Annotated in this window: 13 protein-coding genes and 1 pseudogene; 9 read left to right on the plus strand and 5 right to left on the minus strand. The window is 67.1% G+C overall.

Annotated features, from left to right (window positions below; genetic code table 11):
- Positions 1-9: 9 nt before the first annotated feature.
- The 3 genes from V8324_RS00945 to V8324_RS00955 form a co-directional block, all read right to left on the minus strand.
- Positions 10-606 carry a TRAP transporter small permease subunit gene (locus V8324_RS00945; RefSeq protein WP_336418028.1) on the minus strand — a complete coding sequence of 199 codons (597 nt, stop codon included), beginning with the start codon at positions 604-606 and terminating at the stop codon, positions 10-12.
- A 48-nt stretch (positions 607-654) separates the two neighbouring features.
- The gene (locus V8324_RS00950) at positions 655-1,740 is read right to left on the minus strand and encodes a TRAP transporter substrate-binding protein (RefSeq protein WP_336418029.1); all 1,086 of its coding nucleotides are present in this window, start codon (positions 1,738-1,740) and stop codon (positions 655-657) included.
- A 185-nt stretch (positions 1,741-1,925) separates the two neighbouring features.
- Complete coding sequence (locus tag V8324_RS00955; RefSeq protein WP_336418030.1) at positions 1,926-2,507, minus strand: DUF1285 domain-containing protein; 582 nt, start codon at positions 2,505-2,507, stop codon at positions 1,926-1,928.
- Between the two features lie 67 nt (positions 2,508-2,574).
- Between V8324_RS00955 and V8324_RS00960 the strand changes: the two genes are divergently transcribed.
- From V8324_RS00960 to V8324_RS22320, 6 genes and pseudogenes are all read left to right on the plus strand, one after another.
- Complete coding sequence (locus tag V8324_RS00960; RefSeq protein WP_336418031.1) at positions 2,575-3,582, plus strand: AAA family ATPase; 1,008 nt, start codon at positions 2,575-2,577, stop codon at positions 3,580-3,582.
- Positions 3,582-4,463 (plus strand): DUF58 domain-containing protein, encoded by an 882-nt coding sequence (locus V8324_RS00965; protein WP_336418032.1) that lies wholly within the window; start codon positions 3,582-3,584, stop codon positions 4,461-4,463. The genes V8324_RS00960 and V8324_RS00965 overlap by 1 nt, the downstream gene beginning before the upstream one ends.
- The gene (locus V8324_RS00970) at positions 4,463-7,234 is read left to right on the plus strand and encodes a DUF4159 domain-containing protein (RefSeq protein ID WP_336418033.1); all 2,772 of its coding nucleotides are present in this window, start codon (positions 4,463-4,465) and stop codon (positions 7,232-7,234) included. Before V8324_RS00965 ends, V8324_RS00970 begins: the two co-directional genes overlap by 1 nt.
- On the plus strand, positions 7,231-9,279 hold the full coding sequence (locus tag V8324_RS00975; protein ID WP_336418034.1) for a hypothetical protein: 2,049 nt from the start codon (positions 7,231-7,233) through the stop codon (positions 9,277-9,279). Before V8324_RS00970 ends, V8324_RS00975 begins: the two co-directional genes overlap by 4 nt.
- 626 nt (positions 9,280-9,905) lie before the next feature.
- Positions 9,906-10,109, plus strand: a complete 204-nt coding sequence (locus V8324_RS00980) for a hypothetical protein (protein WP_336418035.1) — start codon at positions 9,906-9,908, stop codon at positions 10,107-10,109.
- Positions 10,109-10,498, plus strand: a pseudogene (locus tag V8324_RS22320) (hypothetical protein); the annotation flags it as partial. The gene V8324_RS00980 and the pseudogene V8324_RS22320, both read left to right, overlap by 1 nt.
- An 88-nt stretch (positions 10,499-10,586) precedes the next feature.
- Here the strand turns inward: V8324_RS22320 and V8324_RS00985 are convergent.
- Both V8324_RS00985 and V8324_RS00990 read right to left on the minus strand, forming a co-directional pair.
- Positions 10,587-11,441: an exopolysaccharide biosynthesis protein gene (locus tag V8324_RS00985; protein ID WP_336418036.1), complete on the minus strand. Its 855-nt coding sequence runs from the start codon at positions 11,439-11,441 to the stop codon at positions 10,587-10,589.
- Between the two features lie 56 nt (positions 11,442-11,497).
- Positions 11,498-11,941 (minus strand): hypothetical protein, encoded by a 444-nt coding sequence (locus tag V8324_RS00990; protein WP_336418037.1) that lies wholly within the window; start codon positions 11,939-11,941, stop codon positions 11,498-11,500.
- On the opposite strand from V8324_RS00990, the gene V8324_RS00995 reads away from it, so the two are divergent.
- The 3 genes from V8324_RS00995 to V8324_RS22325 all read left to right on the plus strand — a co-directional run bounded on the left by V8324_RS00995 (position 11,927) and on the right by V8324_RS22325 (position 13,860).
- Positions 11,927-12,835 carry an alkaline phosphatase D family protein gene (locus tag V8324_RS00995; RefSeq protein ID WP_336418038.1) on the plus strand — a complete coding sequence of 303 codons (909 nt, stop codon included), beginning with the start codon at positions 11,927-11,929 and terminating at the stop codon, positions 12,833-12,835. The two genes, V8324_RS00990 and V8324_RS00995, sit on opposite strands and share 15 nt — an antisense overlap.
- A 263-nt stretch (positions 12,836-13,098) precedes the next feature.
- On the plus strand, positions 13,099-13,701 hold the full coding sequence (locus V8324_RS01000; RefSeq protein WP_336418046.1) for a sodium:calcium antiporter: 603 nt from the start codon (positions 13,099-13,101) through the stop codon (positions 13,699-13,701).
- Positions 13,702-13,713: 12 nt separating this feature from the next.
- Complete coding sequence (locus V8324_RS22325; RefSeq protein WP_442970437.1) at positions 13,714-13,860, plus strand: hypothetical protein; 147 nt, start codon at positions 13,714-13,716, stop codon at positions 13,858-13,860.
- Positions 13,861-13,921 lie beyond the last annotated feature (61 nt).

Raw genomic sequence — 13,921 nt, forward strand, 5'->3', positions numbered from 1 at the left:
TGAAAGCTATCAGTTCACTGCGCGCAGGAACGCGACCATGCGCACCAAGCGCGCCAGCGCCGCGAGGATCAGAAGGCCCATCGCCAGCGGGATCACCGACTTGATGATCCACCGCGACGGCAAGCCGCCGGGCGAGCGCGAGCCCTCGTTGAGACGCATGGAAAATTCCACGAAGGCCAGCGAATCGTAAAGGATGAGCCCCGCGAAGGGGATCACCAGGATCAGCAGCGCGCCGATCTCGATCCGGGCGCGGCGCCGCTTGCTCCAGCCATCGGCCAGCACGTCGACGCGGACATGCTTGTCATGCACCAGCGTGTAAGACAGTCCGACCATGAACCCGAAGGCGTAGAGATGCCATTGCAGCTCTTCCAGCGCCACGATCGACCCGCCGAGCACGTAGCGCATGATCACGTTGGCAAGGATCGCCACGACCAGGATGATCCAGGTCGCATGCGCGAAGATCGAGATGAACGTCACCACCCCGTCTAGGATGCGCGATACCAGCGGGTTGGGGGCGGCCTCGTCCACGAGCGGTGCATGGTCCAGAACCTTATCGACATTCTCGATCGGATTGGACTCGTCAAACTCACCTTTCTTGTCGGACATCGGCCACCCCTCCCCATTGGTCACGCGTCGTCGTCAGTATCGCAAACCTTACTCGGACGCTTCCTTGTCCCAGGTCCAGTCGCGCGGCAGATAGCCCAGTTCGTGCCACGGCTTGTTGGCCGCCTGGAACGCCTTCATCGAGTCGTAGACCTTCGCGAACTGCGCGTCGTTCTCGCTTTCGCGCTCCATGACGACCTCGGTGGCGTCGCGGAACTCCTGCAGCACCTCATCGGGAAGTTGTATCGCCTCCACGCCCTTTTCCTCGAACGAGCTCAGGACCGGCCCCTGCAGCGCCTCGCCGCGGGCCATGGCATAGACCGTGCCGGCCATGCAGGTGGTCTCGATCACCGCCTGGGTCTGGGCGGACAGATCGTTCCAGACATCCATGTTCACGTAGAGGAACTGCGAGGTCGAGGGCTGGTGCCAGCCGGGCAGGTGGTAATAGTCGGCCACCTGGTAGAAGCCGAGTTGATCGTCGACCGTCGGCAGCGAGAATTCGGTCGCGTCCAGCACGCCGGTCTCCAGCGCCTGGTAAAGCTCGCCGCCCGGAAGCACGGTGACGGACATGCCCACTTCCTTCATGATTTCGCCGCCAACGCCGGCGGCGCGCATGTTCAGTCCGCTCAGCTGATCGACGCTCTCGATCGGGAACTTGAACCAGCCGGCGGCCTCGGGCGGGATCGTCCCGCACAGGATCGGATAGACGTTGAAGGGCTCGAACGTCTCTTTCAGAAGCGCGTCACCCTCGCCCTCGTACATCCAAGCGACATAGCCGTGCGGCTCCAGCCCGAAGGGTGTCGCGCCGAACAGTGCGGCCGCCGGGACCTGCCCGCGCTCGTAGCCCATCCAGCTGTAACCGGCGTCGATCTGGCCCGTCGCGGCGCTCTCGAACACCGCCAGCGCCGGGATCATCGCGCCGGGTTCCACGACCTGCAAGTTTATCTTGCCGCCCGAAACCGCTTCCAGCCGCTCGGCCACCCACGGCAGCGTGTCGCCAAGCGCGGTCAGGCTCGAGGCAAAGCTGATCGGGACGGCCCAGTTGATCTCGTCGATTTCGGCGGTGGCAGGCATGGCGAAAGCCCCAAGTGTCACGGCGAATGTCGTGCCGCGCAGCGCCATCTTCGTTTTACTCACGTTGTCTCTCCCTGTTTTCTTTGACAGCGGTGCCCGGTCGGACCCGCCGATGCCCACACAAATCACGTAGTTTCCGAATCGAAGCAAGATTTTTCTGCCGTCGCAACAAACGGCCCCCTTTCCCGAACCGCGGCTCGGACGGGGCCGCGGCGGTGGTCGTGCCCGACATCGCCCCCGGACGCGACTCAGGGCAGTTCGGTCTCGGGGATGATTCTGAAGAATGCGCCGCCCGACCACAACCCGAACCAGCCCTCCTGCCGGTCGCCGATCTCGACCAGACGGTAAAAGCTCTTGCGGTCGATCAGCGCCTCAAGCCCCGCGCGCACATGCACATAGGGCGAGGGCTCGCCGGTCCCGGCGTCGCGCTCGACGCGAATCGGGTGCTCGGGGCCGGCGGTGACGCGGTCGCCGACATTGGTCTCGAAGGTCAGCGTCATGTCCCGGCCGGTGCCCGCCGCCTCGAAATCGACGGCCACGAAGGGCGCGTCATCTACGGTGATCCCCACTTTCTCGACCGGCGTGACCAGAAAATAGGCATCCCCGTCGCGTCGCAGGATCGTCGAGAACAGCCGCACAAGGCCCGGCCGGCTGATCGGCGAGCCTTGGTAGAACCACGTGCCGTCACGGGCGATCCGCATGTCGAGATCGCCGCAAAAGGGCGGGTTCCAGTCATGGACGGGGGGCAGGCCCCTGGCTTGTGCCTTGGCGGCGCGGGCGGTCTCGGCAAGCCCTTCGGCGGTCGGCGGCGAGACGGATTTTTCGCTCATTGCTTTTGCCATTTCCATATTGCGAGATACACTTATTAGTAGATAGCGCCGTAACCGGAGATTTTCCATGACCGACGACCCCGATCTTCTCGCCGGCCTCGACGCGCTGGAGGCCAAGCTGGCCGAGGCCCGCAGCTCGATCACCCGGCGCTTCGTCGGACAGGAGCGCGTCGTTGACCTGTCGCTCTCGGCGCTGCTATGTGGCGGGCACGGTCTGTTGATCGGGCTGCCGGGCCTCGGCAAGACGCGGCTTGTGGAAACCCTCGGCACGGTGATGGGGCTCGACACCAACCGGGTGCAGTTCACCCCCGACCTCATGCCCGCCGACATCCTTGGCAGCGAGGTGCTGGAAACCGCCGCCGACGGGGCCCGCGCGTTCAAGTTCATCGACGGGCCGATCTTCTGCCAGCTTCTGATGGCCGACGAGATCAACCGCGCCAGCCCGCGCACGCAATCGGCGCTGCTGCAATCCATGCAGGAACGCCAGGTCACGGTGGCGGGCCAGAACCGCGCACTTCCCAAGCCCTTTCACGTACTGGCCACCCAGAACCCTATCGAGCAGGAAGGCACCTACCCCCTGCCCGAGGCGCAGCTCGACCGGTTCCTCTTGCAGATCGAGGTGCCGTACCCCGACCGCGATACCGAGCGCGCGATCCTGCTGACCACCACCGGCACAGAGGACGAAGCGGCGCATGCCGTCTTCACCTCCGCCGAGTTGATCGCGGCCCAGACGATGCTGCGCCGCATGCCGGTGGGCGAGACGGTGTTGGAGATGATACTCGACCTCGTGCGCGCCTGCCGCCCGGATGACAGCACCGCCGATGATCGCGTCCGCGAAAGCGTGGCGTGGGGTCCGGGGCCGCGCGCGGCCCAGGCCTTGATGCTGACGGTGCGCGCGCGGGCGATGCTGCAGGGGCGTCTGGCGCCCGATGCCGGCGACGTGGCCGCATTGGCGCTGCCGGTGCTTGGCCACCGCATGGCGCTCAACTTTGCCGCCCGCGCGCGCGGCGATAGCCTTGATGCGCTGATCGCCCGCACCGTCGAGGAGATCACCCAAGGCAGGGCCGCCGCCTGATGACCGATGCCGCCGCCCAAGCCCTGCGTCCGCGCGCCGAGGCCGAGGCCGCCCGCCTGGCGCCGCTTCTGGCGCGCGCCGATCATCTTGCGGGGACGGTCCTGCTGGGCGAGCACGGGCGCCGCCGCGCGGGTCAGGGCGACGATTTCTGGCAATACCGCCCCGTCCAGCAGGGCGACAGCCGCGGCATGATCGACTGGCGCCGCTCGGCGCGGTCGGACGCGGAATTCGTGCGCCAGCGCGAATGGCAGATCGCGCAAAGCGTGATGCTCTGGGTCGATCCCGCCGCCTCGATGCGGTTTGCCAGCGATCCCGGCCTGCCCGAGAAGGCCGATCGCGCACGCCTTCTGGCGCTGGCGATCGCCGTCTGCCTCGTGCGCGGGGGCGAGCGGGTGGGCCTAACCGGCACAGCCCTGCCACCGCGCCGCGGTCAGGCGCAGCTGTCGCGACTGGGTCTCGCCCTTGCCGAGGACAGCGTCGAAGACTATGCCAGCCCCGACATGGCGGGGCTGTTGGCGCAGGGGCGCGCGCTGCTGGTGTCGGATTTCATGGGCGATCTCGACGGGGTGCGACATGCGCTGACACAAGCGGCCGATCGCGGCGTGCGCGGCGTGGTCTACCAGGTTCTGGATCCGGCCGAGGAAGCGTTCCCCTATCGCGGCCGCACCGTGTTCGAAAGCATGGGCGGCACCCTGACGCACGAGACGCTGAAGGCCGGCGATCTTCGCGATCGCTACCTCGCGCGGCTGGCCGAGCGAAAGGACGCGCTGGTTTCGCTGTGCAACGCGACCGGCTGGCGCTACGGGCTGCACCATACCGGCGACAGCGCACAATCGGCGCTGCTGTGGCTTTACCGCGCGCTCGATCAGGGGGCGCGCTGATGCTGGGACCGCTCGCATTCGCGGCCCCGTGGCTGCTATTGGCGTTGGCCGCATTGCCGATCCTGTGGCTCATCCTGCGCGCTGTGCCGCCCGCGCCGATCCGGCGGCGGTTTCCCGGCGTTGCGCTGCTTCTGGGGCTTTCGGACGACGACACGGTGACCGACCGCACGCCGTGGTGGCTGCTGCTGCTGCGGATGCTGGCGGTGGCGGCGATCATCATCGGGCTCGCCGGGCCGATCCTGAACCCGCGCGCCGACGGCGAGGCAGCCTCCGGCGCTCCGCTGCTGATCGTCACCGATGCAAGCTGGGCCAGCGCCCGCGACTGGTCGGCGCAGGTCTCGGTGATCGACGAGCTTTTGGCCGATGCGTCCCGCTCCGGACGGGCCGCGGCGATCCTCGATCTGGGCGATCCCGAGCCGCCCCGCTTTCAGGCCGCAGAGACCGTGCGCGCCCGCCTGCCGGGGCTGGCCCCGTCGCCCTGGGTACCCACGCCCGACCGCTACGCCGTCGCCGCCGGGATGCTCGACGAGAACGCGGTCGAGACGCGCTGGATCTCCGACGGGCTGGACCATGCAGGGCGCGCGACGCTTCTGGAGGCACTCGAGGCTCGCGGCCCGGTCACCGTCCATGAAAGTCCGCGCGCCATCCTCGCGCTGCGCCCCGCGGCCCTGTCCGACGGCATGGTGGACCTGACCGCGCTGCGCGCCCGCCCCGGCCCCGCGCGCGACATCACAGTGAACGCGCACGGCCTCGATCCGGCGGGTGTCCCGCGGGTGCTTGCGACCCTGCCGATGACATTCGAAGCGGACGCGGCGCAGACCACAGGCAGCCTTTCGCTGCCGCCCGAACTGCGCGCCCGCATCACCCGGTTCGAAATCGCGGGGGCGTCGCAGGCCGGCGCGGTCACGCTCACCGATGACGGGCTGAAGCGGCGCGAGGTGGCGCTGATCGCCGGCCGCGAGGAACGCGAGGAACTCGAACTGCTGTCGCCGCTGCACTATCTCGAACAGGCCTTCGCCCCTTCGGCCGACCTGATCGAGGGGTCGCTGATGGACGTGCTGCCGGCCAACCCGGACGTGATCGTGCTGGCCGACGTGGCGACGCTGTCGAATGCCGAAGAGACGGCGCTTTCCGAATGGATCGACGCGGGCGGGCTGCTGCTGCGCTTTGCCGGCCCGCGCGTCGCGGCCAGCGACGTGTCGCGCCGGCAAGAGGCGCCGCTGATGCCTGTGCGCCTGCGCGCCGGTGGGCGCACTGTCGGCGGCGCGATGAGCTGGGGGGACCCCAAGACGCTGGCACCGTTCCCCGAGGGCAGCCCGTTCCAAGGCCTCGCCATCCCCGGCGACGTGACCGTCAGCGCGCAGGTCATGGCCCAGCCCGACCCCACCCTGTCCGAGCGGGTGATCGCCCAGCTCGGCGACGGCACGCCGCTGGTCACCCGCAAGCGAATCGGCACCGGGCAGGTCGTGCTCTTTCACGTCACCGCCAATGCCGAATGGTCCACGCTGCCGCTATCGGGGCTCTTCGTGCAGATGCTCGAACGGCTCGCGGCCGCGTCGGCGGTGACCCCGCCCGATGCGGCAGAGCTTGCCGGCACGACATGGCAGCCGTCCCGCGTGCTCGACGCGTTCGGCCGGCTCGACGATGCCGGCACCCGCCCCGGCATCCCCGGCGAGGCGCTGCTCGACGCACCCCTGGGCCCGGACCTTCTGCCGGGGCTCTACGACGGGCCCGACCGGAGCGTCGCGCGCAACGTGATCGCCGCCGACACCACGCTCGCACCCGCCACATGGCCCGCGCGCATCCCCGTCGACGGGCTGGCGCGCGCGCCCGAACAACCGCTCGGCGGCTGGCTTCTGGCGGCGGCGCTGATCCTGCTGACCGCCGATATCGTGGCCTCGCTAGCGCTGTCGGGCCGACTTGGGGTCGGGCGCGCCGCGCGCACCGCGACCGGCGTGGCCCTCGCGCTCTGCCTCGGCCTCGCCGCGCCGCAGACAGCCCGCGCCCAAGATAACGACGCCCGGGCGATCGAAGCCACCTCCGAGGTCGTGCTGGCGCATGTCCTGACCCGCAACGACCAGGTCGACAGGGCCGCGCGCGCCGGTCTGCGGGGTCTCGGGCGAACGCTGACCTTCCGCACCACGGTCGAACCCGCCGAGCCCATCGGCGTCGACCTAGAACGCGACGAGCTTGCCTTCTACCCGATCCTCTACTGGCCGATCACCACCGATCAGCCTGTCCCCTCGGGCGACGCCTACGCCAAGCTCAACACCTATCTTCGCAGCGGCGGCATGATCGTCTTCGACACCCGCGACGCCGACATCGCGGGCTTCGGCGCGTCCTCGCCCAACGGGGCCCGGCTGCAACGCCTGGCCGAGCCGCTGGACATCCCGCCGCTGGAACCGGTGCCCGACGACCACGTGCTGACCCGCACCTTCTACCTGCTGAACGATTTCCCCGGCCGCCACCAGGGCCGCGATGTCTGGGTCGAGGCCGCCCCCCCAGATGCCGAACGGATCGAGGGGATGCCGTTCCGCAACCTAAATGACGGTGTCACCCCGGTTGTGATCGGCGGCAATGACTGGGCGTCGGCCTGGGCGGTGGACGAACGCGGCAACCCGCTCTTCTCTGTCGGCCGCGGCTATGCCGGCGAGCGCCAGCGCGAGATGGCCTACCGTTTTGGTGTCAACCTCGTGATGCATGTGCTGACCGGCAACTACAAATCCGATCAGGTGCACGTGCCCGCCCTGCTCGACAGGCTGGGCCAATGACCGTCAGCGTGATCTTCGACCCGCTGCTGCCGGTGTGGCTGATCGCCGCACTTGGCGGGCTGGTCGCGGCGGGCCTGATCCTCGCGCTGCGGCGCGGCCTTTCTGGCTGGGCGTTCCGTGGCGGGGCGGGGCTTGTGGTACTGGCGGCGCTTCTTGGGCTCAGCTACCAGCAGGAAGACCGCACCCCGCTCAGCGACATCGTGCTGCTTCTCGAGGATGAGAGCGCCAGCCAGGATCTGGCCGACCGCGCCGCGATGACCGCCGACATGGCCGACACCCTCGCCGACCGGTTCGAGGCGCGCGACAACACCGAGGTGCGACGTATCACCGTGGCGGACGCGCCCGACAATGCCGGCACCCGTGCCATGACGGCCCTGTCGCAGGCCATTGCCGAGGAACCGCGCGGCCGCATCGCCGGCGCGATCCTGCTGTCGGACGGGCGCGTCCACGACGTCGAAAATGCCCCCGACATGCCTGCCCCGCTGCACCTTTTGCATAGCGGGCGGGACGGCGACTGGGACCGTCGCCTGAGGATCGACAACGCCCCCGCCTTCGCCATCCTCGACGAGGAGGTGGAACTGACCCTGCGCATCGACGATGACGGTGCCGCCCCCGAGGGGGTCAGCGAAGTGCCGCTCGACATCTCGATCGACGGGGCCGAACCGCGCCGCTTCACCGTGCCGGTGGGCGAGGAGATCACCCTGCCGGTGACCCTGCCCCATGCCGGGCGCAACGTGCTGGAATTCACCACGCCGATGGCCGACGGCGAGCTCACAGACCGCAACAACACCGCGCTGGTGCAGATCAACGGCGTGCGCGACCGCCTCAGCGTGCTGCTGGTCTCGGGCCAGCCGCATCCCGGCACCCGCACCTGGCGCAACCTGCTGAAATCCGACAGCTCCGTCGACCTGGTGCATTTCACCATCCTGCGCCCCCCCGACAAGCAGGACGGCGTGCCGGTGCGGGAACTGTCACTGATCGCCTTCCCGACGCGCGAACTGTTCCTTGAAAAGGTCGATGATTTCGACTTGATCATCTTCGATCGCTACAAGCGCCGCGGCATCCTGCCGGCGCTCTATCTCGACAATGTCCGCCGCTATGTCGAGGAAGGCGGCGCGGTGCTTCTGTCGGCAGGTCCGGCCTTCGCCGGCGCCGAAAGCATCTATCGCGGCCCGTTCGAAGAATTCGTCCCCGCCCGTCCCACCGCCCGCGTGGTCGAAGAGGGCTACCGTCCGTCCGTGACCGATCTCGGCGACCGCCACCCCGTCACCTCGGGCCTCGAGGCGCAGTTCGACGGCGATTGGGGCCGCTGGATGCGCCAGATCGAGGTGACGCCCTCGGGCGGCGACGTGGTGATGACCGGCGCGGATGACCGCCCGCTGCTGATGCTTGATCGCGTGGGCGAGGGGCGCGTGGCGCTGATGGCCTCGGATCATGCGTGGCTGTGGGATCGCGGGTTCGAGGGCGGGGGCCCGCAGCTCGAACTGCTGCGCCGCCTTGCGCACTGGATGATGAAGGAACCCGAGCTCGAGGAAGAGGCCCTGCGCGCCGAGGCTTTGGGCCAGCAGATGCGCATTATCCGCCGGTCGCTCTCGGATGAGGTGGGACCGGTAACGATCACCACCCCCTCGGGCGAGGTGGTCGAGCGCGATCTCGAAGAAGTGTCGCCCGGCCGGTTCGAGACGCTTTACGATGGCCCCGAGATCGGCCTTTACCGGCTCGAGAACGGCGACCAAGAGGCGGTGATCGGCCTCGGCCCCGCCGCCCCGGTGGAATTCGAGCGCACCATCGCCTCCGGCGACGTGCTGCGCCCCGCGATTGACGCGGCCAATGGCGGCGTGCAGGCGATGGCCGACGGCGCCCCCCGCATCCGCGAGGTCCGCGCCGGCCGCCCCGGCGCCGGGCGCGGCTGGATCGGCATTACCCCGCGCGGCGCCTACGAGACCGCCAGCGTCAGCCAGACCGCGCTGCTTCCGCCGTGGCTGGTGCTGCTGCTGGTCGCGGGTCTCATCCTTGCCGGCTGGCTGCGCGAAGGGCGGCGCTGAGGAGACGCCGGCGAGACGCTAGAGCGGAAAAGCCTTCAGAAGACGGTCGCTTACAGTCAGTAAGCTTCGGTTGCAGATGGCTTTTTTCAGCCGTTAAAAGACATTCGACAAGAGCATGTCGCCGGGGCGGCTTATGAAGATCGGGCGGGTTCCGGCATTCGCCGCGATGGCAAGGTGAACGTGTGGGGAAGCTGGGAGCCGACATTCATATCGGCCCAAATCGCCAAGCGTGCTGCACTGCCGGATGACTGCGACAAGCACCCGGCCAGTGATGCAGACGTTTCAAGAGACGTCTGTGCCACACATCGTTTCGAACGGTCCGGACAGGGAGGTTACGCTTGTGACGGCAACACAAGACCGGCTTCAGCCTGCAACGATTGCCGATGGTCAAACCCGACCGCTTTCAGGATTTCGGCGGCTGCTACGGTCGCAGAAATCGCGAAATCCCCTTCATCTTGCCCGGGATGACCTTTCCTGCCGCGAGATGCCTGTGTTCACACAACCAGACCCGTTCGAGGCGCAGATAACGAGGCGAGGCATGATGAGCCGTGATCGCAAACGCCACGAGGGCCACGACCTCGACATAAAGGATCATTCAGATCACCGACGAGGATCCCACGGCCCAAGTGACCCTTGTGGATGGCGAGACCTGGTTCAAAGCACAGCTGCGTCACGATCGGATCCATCGCCATGTCGATGCCACCGGTGCGGTCCGCTACACGGTGGAGCACATTCCCGAAGATGACGGCCGCGAGGTGCATGCTCACTCCAAGTTCGGCGAGGTGGATGCCGCCACCTTCCGGGTCGAGGATTCCTCCGAGTTTCTTTAATGGGATCGCCACATGATGGGGTTCTACGACTGAACCGGGATCATCAAAGAACTGCGGGGCGTCGGAGACGCGGGCTGTGTCGTCCATCAGGCGGCGGACTGGCACCCCGGCGCGAACGTGGACATTTCTCCCCGCCCAAGGTCTCGACCAGGCCCTTCCACGCACTGACTGACGAGGGCGAGACGGGCAATACCCTCCTCATGGAGGCGGATGTGACATTCCGGGACATCTCGATGCGGGCCGTCGGCGCAAGAAGGCCCGATGGCGGGCGGTCCTCGATCAAGCGGGTGCCCGGCCACCCACGTGACTTCATCTACATGAAATCGGTGGAGGTCGGCGATCGGACTGAAATCTGGATCAGGACGGAAAATCGCCATGGCACCCTTCTGTTTGACGAGGGAAGCTGCACGATTTCAAGTGCAAGGGGATCGAGTTCGTCTGCCCGGCGCGGCGGCCGCGCCACCAACCGGCGTCTTGCTAAAGGACGAAGAACGGCACCGCGCCTGCCGCGGCGAGGATCGAAATGCCGACCAGAACGAAAACCCCATCTCGGGTCAGCAGGGCGATCGAGAAGGCCAGTACCGCCGCGCCAAGGATCGACGACGAGAACGGCACGATCTCCAGCACCGGCATCAATACCCCCGACATCACGCAGAGCGATTGCGGCAGGATGCGTCCGCGCGGTCCGACGAAGCGGCCCAGCCGCCCCTTCTGGGTGTGGCGGTCGAGAAAATCCGCTACGCGCCGCATCCATTTCAGCGCAACACGCAGCTTGTCGCCCGGGACGGTGCGCCGCGTCACGACCTCCGGAAGAAAAAGATGACTGCGTTTGAACAACATCTGTCCCGCGATGAAGGCGATGCTGATGCCGCAGAGCGACGAAAAGAACGGGATCCCGCTCAGCGGCGACACGACCAGCACGGCGGGCACCATGATTGCGGATACGAAGGACGCCGCGCCAAAGGATTCCAAAAGATCCCCCAGTCCAACCTCGTCCGTCTGGGCGCACCGCTCCAGCCGGTCGACAATATCGCGCACTAGCCGGTCCGACACCTCATCCAGTGCGGTTGCCGGCGATTTCCGTCCCTGGTGCGACATCTGTTCCTTCCAGCACCCGGTGCAGCCCCGCCACGAAGCACCGTGCTCGCGGCAGTCGCGGGTTAACTCAGCTTGCCAAGTCTTGCGCAACCTGCATGTCGAGGTCGCCTGCGGAGCCGTTCGTCCCCGGAAACCGTTCGAGCAGTTTCGAGTGCTCGTGCAGAATTCCTGTTGTTCCGACGCAGATAGGGTGTGGCTGGCCGCTGCGCAAGATACGCGGTCGGGCTCCGGCACCGGACAGCCGACGAAAACGACGATCCCTTGAGAGAGATGGCTCAGGGACCCTGGCCTCATCGTGTGAACCAAACTGGCGAATGGAGTCCGTCCGCCAGCTTGTGATATTGCCTCAACTGCAATAGCTGACCGGACATGGGTATCGAGATCACTGTCACCATCGGCCCCATCCTGTTCCTCGACGATGGTCGCGCCCGGGAAATGCGCCTATCCGCGCTCTTCATCACCGAACGGGATGCTGCGCCGCCGCCGGGGATATCCGCCGGAAACACGGCGGCGCATCCCGTGGCGATCGCCGGATTCGACCGCGCGACGGTCTGGCGCGCCCGGTTCTCCCTGCCGACAGACGACCGTCGGGATACTTCCGGAATGGGGAAGCCTACGCCGTCGCGTCCGATCTGCGCCTTGCTTACGTGTCGTGCAACGGCGAGGAGGTCGGCGATCTCGAGCGTGAGGGCTCGGAGCGCAACGTCATGTGAGACCGGTTGCGCAACGAACATCTCAGGCACTCCTTTGCGCTGATGCTGCATGGTGGCGACCAAGTCTATGCCGACGAGGTCACGCTCGTCCACGATTTGAGCGAGGGCTGGCCCGAGGTTTTGCCACGCGACCCGTCACGCGCCGCGCTGGCCGATCTGCGGCATCATCTGCGCGAGAGGTTCTTCGAACGTTACGCAATGCTTTACGCCGCGCCGCAATTCGCCTGGCTCGCGGCGCGGGTGCCCTCGCTGATGCAATGGGGCGATCACGATATCTGCGACGGCTGGGGATCGCTGCGGCGGTCGCGCACCTATTCACCGGTCGGCCAGATCCTGTTCGACGCCGCCCGCGAAGCCTTCCTGATCTTTCATCATGCGACGACCGAGGGCGATCTTCCGGCGCGCTTCGCCGACCCGTCCGGCACGCACCTGGGCTGGTCCGTCGAGACCGGGGGCCTGCGCATCCTCGCACCCGATCTGCGCTCGGAGCGCACGCGGCGCAATATCATGGGGCCTGGCGGCTGGGCGATGATGGACGCCGAGGGAGCGCGCGAGGCGAAGGGCAAGACGCTTTTGTTGTCCAGTGTTCCGCTGCTTGGCCTCCGCCTGTCGCTGCTGGGGGCCGCGATGATGGCGGTCCCGCGCATGCAGAAATACGAGGACGACCTGCGCGACCAATGGCAAAGCCGCGCGCATCGCGACGAATGGCGGCGGATGCTGCGCCTCGTGCGCGACATGGCGCGGCGGGATGTTAAGGACGTGACCGCGCGCGGGAGAGATTCACCTGGCCACGCGGGCGGTCATGGACCTTGGCGACGGCCTGCACCTGCATCAGCTGGTCGCCTCGGGGATCGCGCACCGGGCCCCGCCGAAGGCATGGGCGCGCGTTCTGGGCGCCTTGTCGTGGCTGGGTGAAGAATTGCTCCCGGACCACCCGATCCGCATTGCACGGCTCCCCGGTCAGCCGAGACGTTACGTGGCCGAGCGCAACTACCTCGTCCTTGACCGGCGGAACAACACCTGGCGCGCCTGGTGGGAGCTGGAAACCTCCAGCACGACACCGGCCCTCGCTATCTGACGCACCCACCCGAGCAGGAGGATACCTCATGCCCGAAATACTGCTCTGGATCGCTGTCGCGATCGTCGCAACCGGCATCGTCTGAAAGGGCAGCGGCCTTCTGGAATGCGCGAGCGAGCGGCTTTCGGCCTATTACCGCCTTCCCGACATCGTGCAGGGCCCTGTGGTGGTCGCCATTGGATCCAGCTTTCCCGAGCTGTCAACGGTCGTCATCTCGGCGGCCCTGCATGGTGCCTTCGACGTCGGGGTTGCGGCCATTGTCCGGCGCTGCCCTCTTCAACAAACTGGTGATATACTGTTGATCCCCGGTCTCGCCGGCCTCGTCGGCCGCGAGCAGATCAGCACCAATCGCGATCTCTTCTACAAGGAATCGCAGTTCTACATTATCGCGGTGGCGATCCTGACGCTCAGCTTTTCATTCGCCGTGATCTCCTTTCCCGTGGACCGCCCGCCCGGCACGATCCAGGGCGAGATGACGCGCGGGTTGGCGATCGTCCCGCTGCCGCTCTCCTTACGCTACGTGTTCGTCCAGCATCAGGACACGCTCGACCACGAGGGCAAACAGGATCTTAGCGACATCAGGCCGCTTCGCGAATGGGGGCAGTTGGGTATGCCGCTCGTCATCATCGTCGTGGGCATGGACGGCCTCGTCCGGGCGGCGATCAACTTCGGCGAGATCTTCGACACACCCGGCTTCCTGTGAGGCACCACCGTGGTGGCCCCGGGCACGTCGGTGCCCGATGCCTTCGTGTCCGTGCGCGCGGCACGTGCGGGGCGGGGCATCACGAGCCTTGCCAAAGTGCTGGGCAGCAATGTCTTCGACCTGCAGGGCATTGTTGCAGAACTCAGGCCTGAGGTATGACTTCCCCTTACCCCACTGAGGTCAGCCCACGCGAGCGATCTCGGCGGTGCCGAGGGCGTTG

The sequence above is a fragment of the Roseovarius sp. D22-M7 genome, from assembly GCF_037083785.1.
Lineage (GTDB): Bacteria > Pseudomonadota > Alphaproteobacteria > Rhodobacterales > Rhodobacteraceae > Roseovarius.

Coding starts and splice junctions, on each gene's coding strand:
- V8324_RS00945 (WP_336418028.1), bottom strand. CDS start 606: ATGTCCGACAAGAAAGGTGAGTTTGACGAGTCCAATCCGATCGAGAAT.
- V8324_RS00955 (WP_336418030.1), bottom strand. CDS start 2,507: ATGAGCGAAAAATCCGTCTCGCCGCCGACCGCCGAAGGGCTTGCCGAG.
- V8324_RS00960 (WP_336418031.1), top strand. CDS start 2,575: ATGACCGACGACCCCGATCTTCTCGCCGGCCTCGACGCGCTGGAGGCC.
- V8324_RS00965 (WP_336418032.1), top strand. CDS start 3,582: ATGACCGATGCCGCCGCCCAAGCCCTGCGTCCGCGCGCCGAGGCCGAG.
- V8324_RS00970 (WP_336418033.1), top strand. CDS start 4,463: ATGCTGGGACCGCTCGCATTCGCGGCCCCGTGGCTGCTATTGGCGTTG.
- V8324_RS00975 (WP_336418034.1), top strand. CDS start 7,231: ATGACCGTCAGCGTGATCTTCGACCCGCTGCTGCCGGTGTGGCTGATC.
- V8324_RS00990 (WP_336418037.1), bottom strand. CDS start 11,941: ATGTTCGTTGCGCAACCGGTCTCACATGACGTTGCGCTCCGAGCCCTC.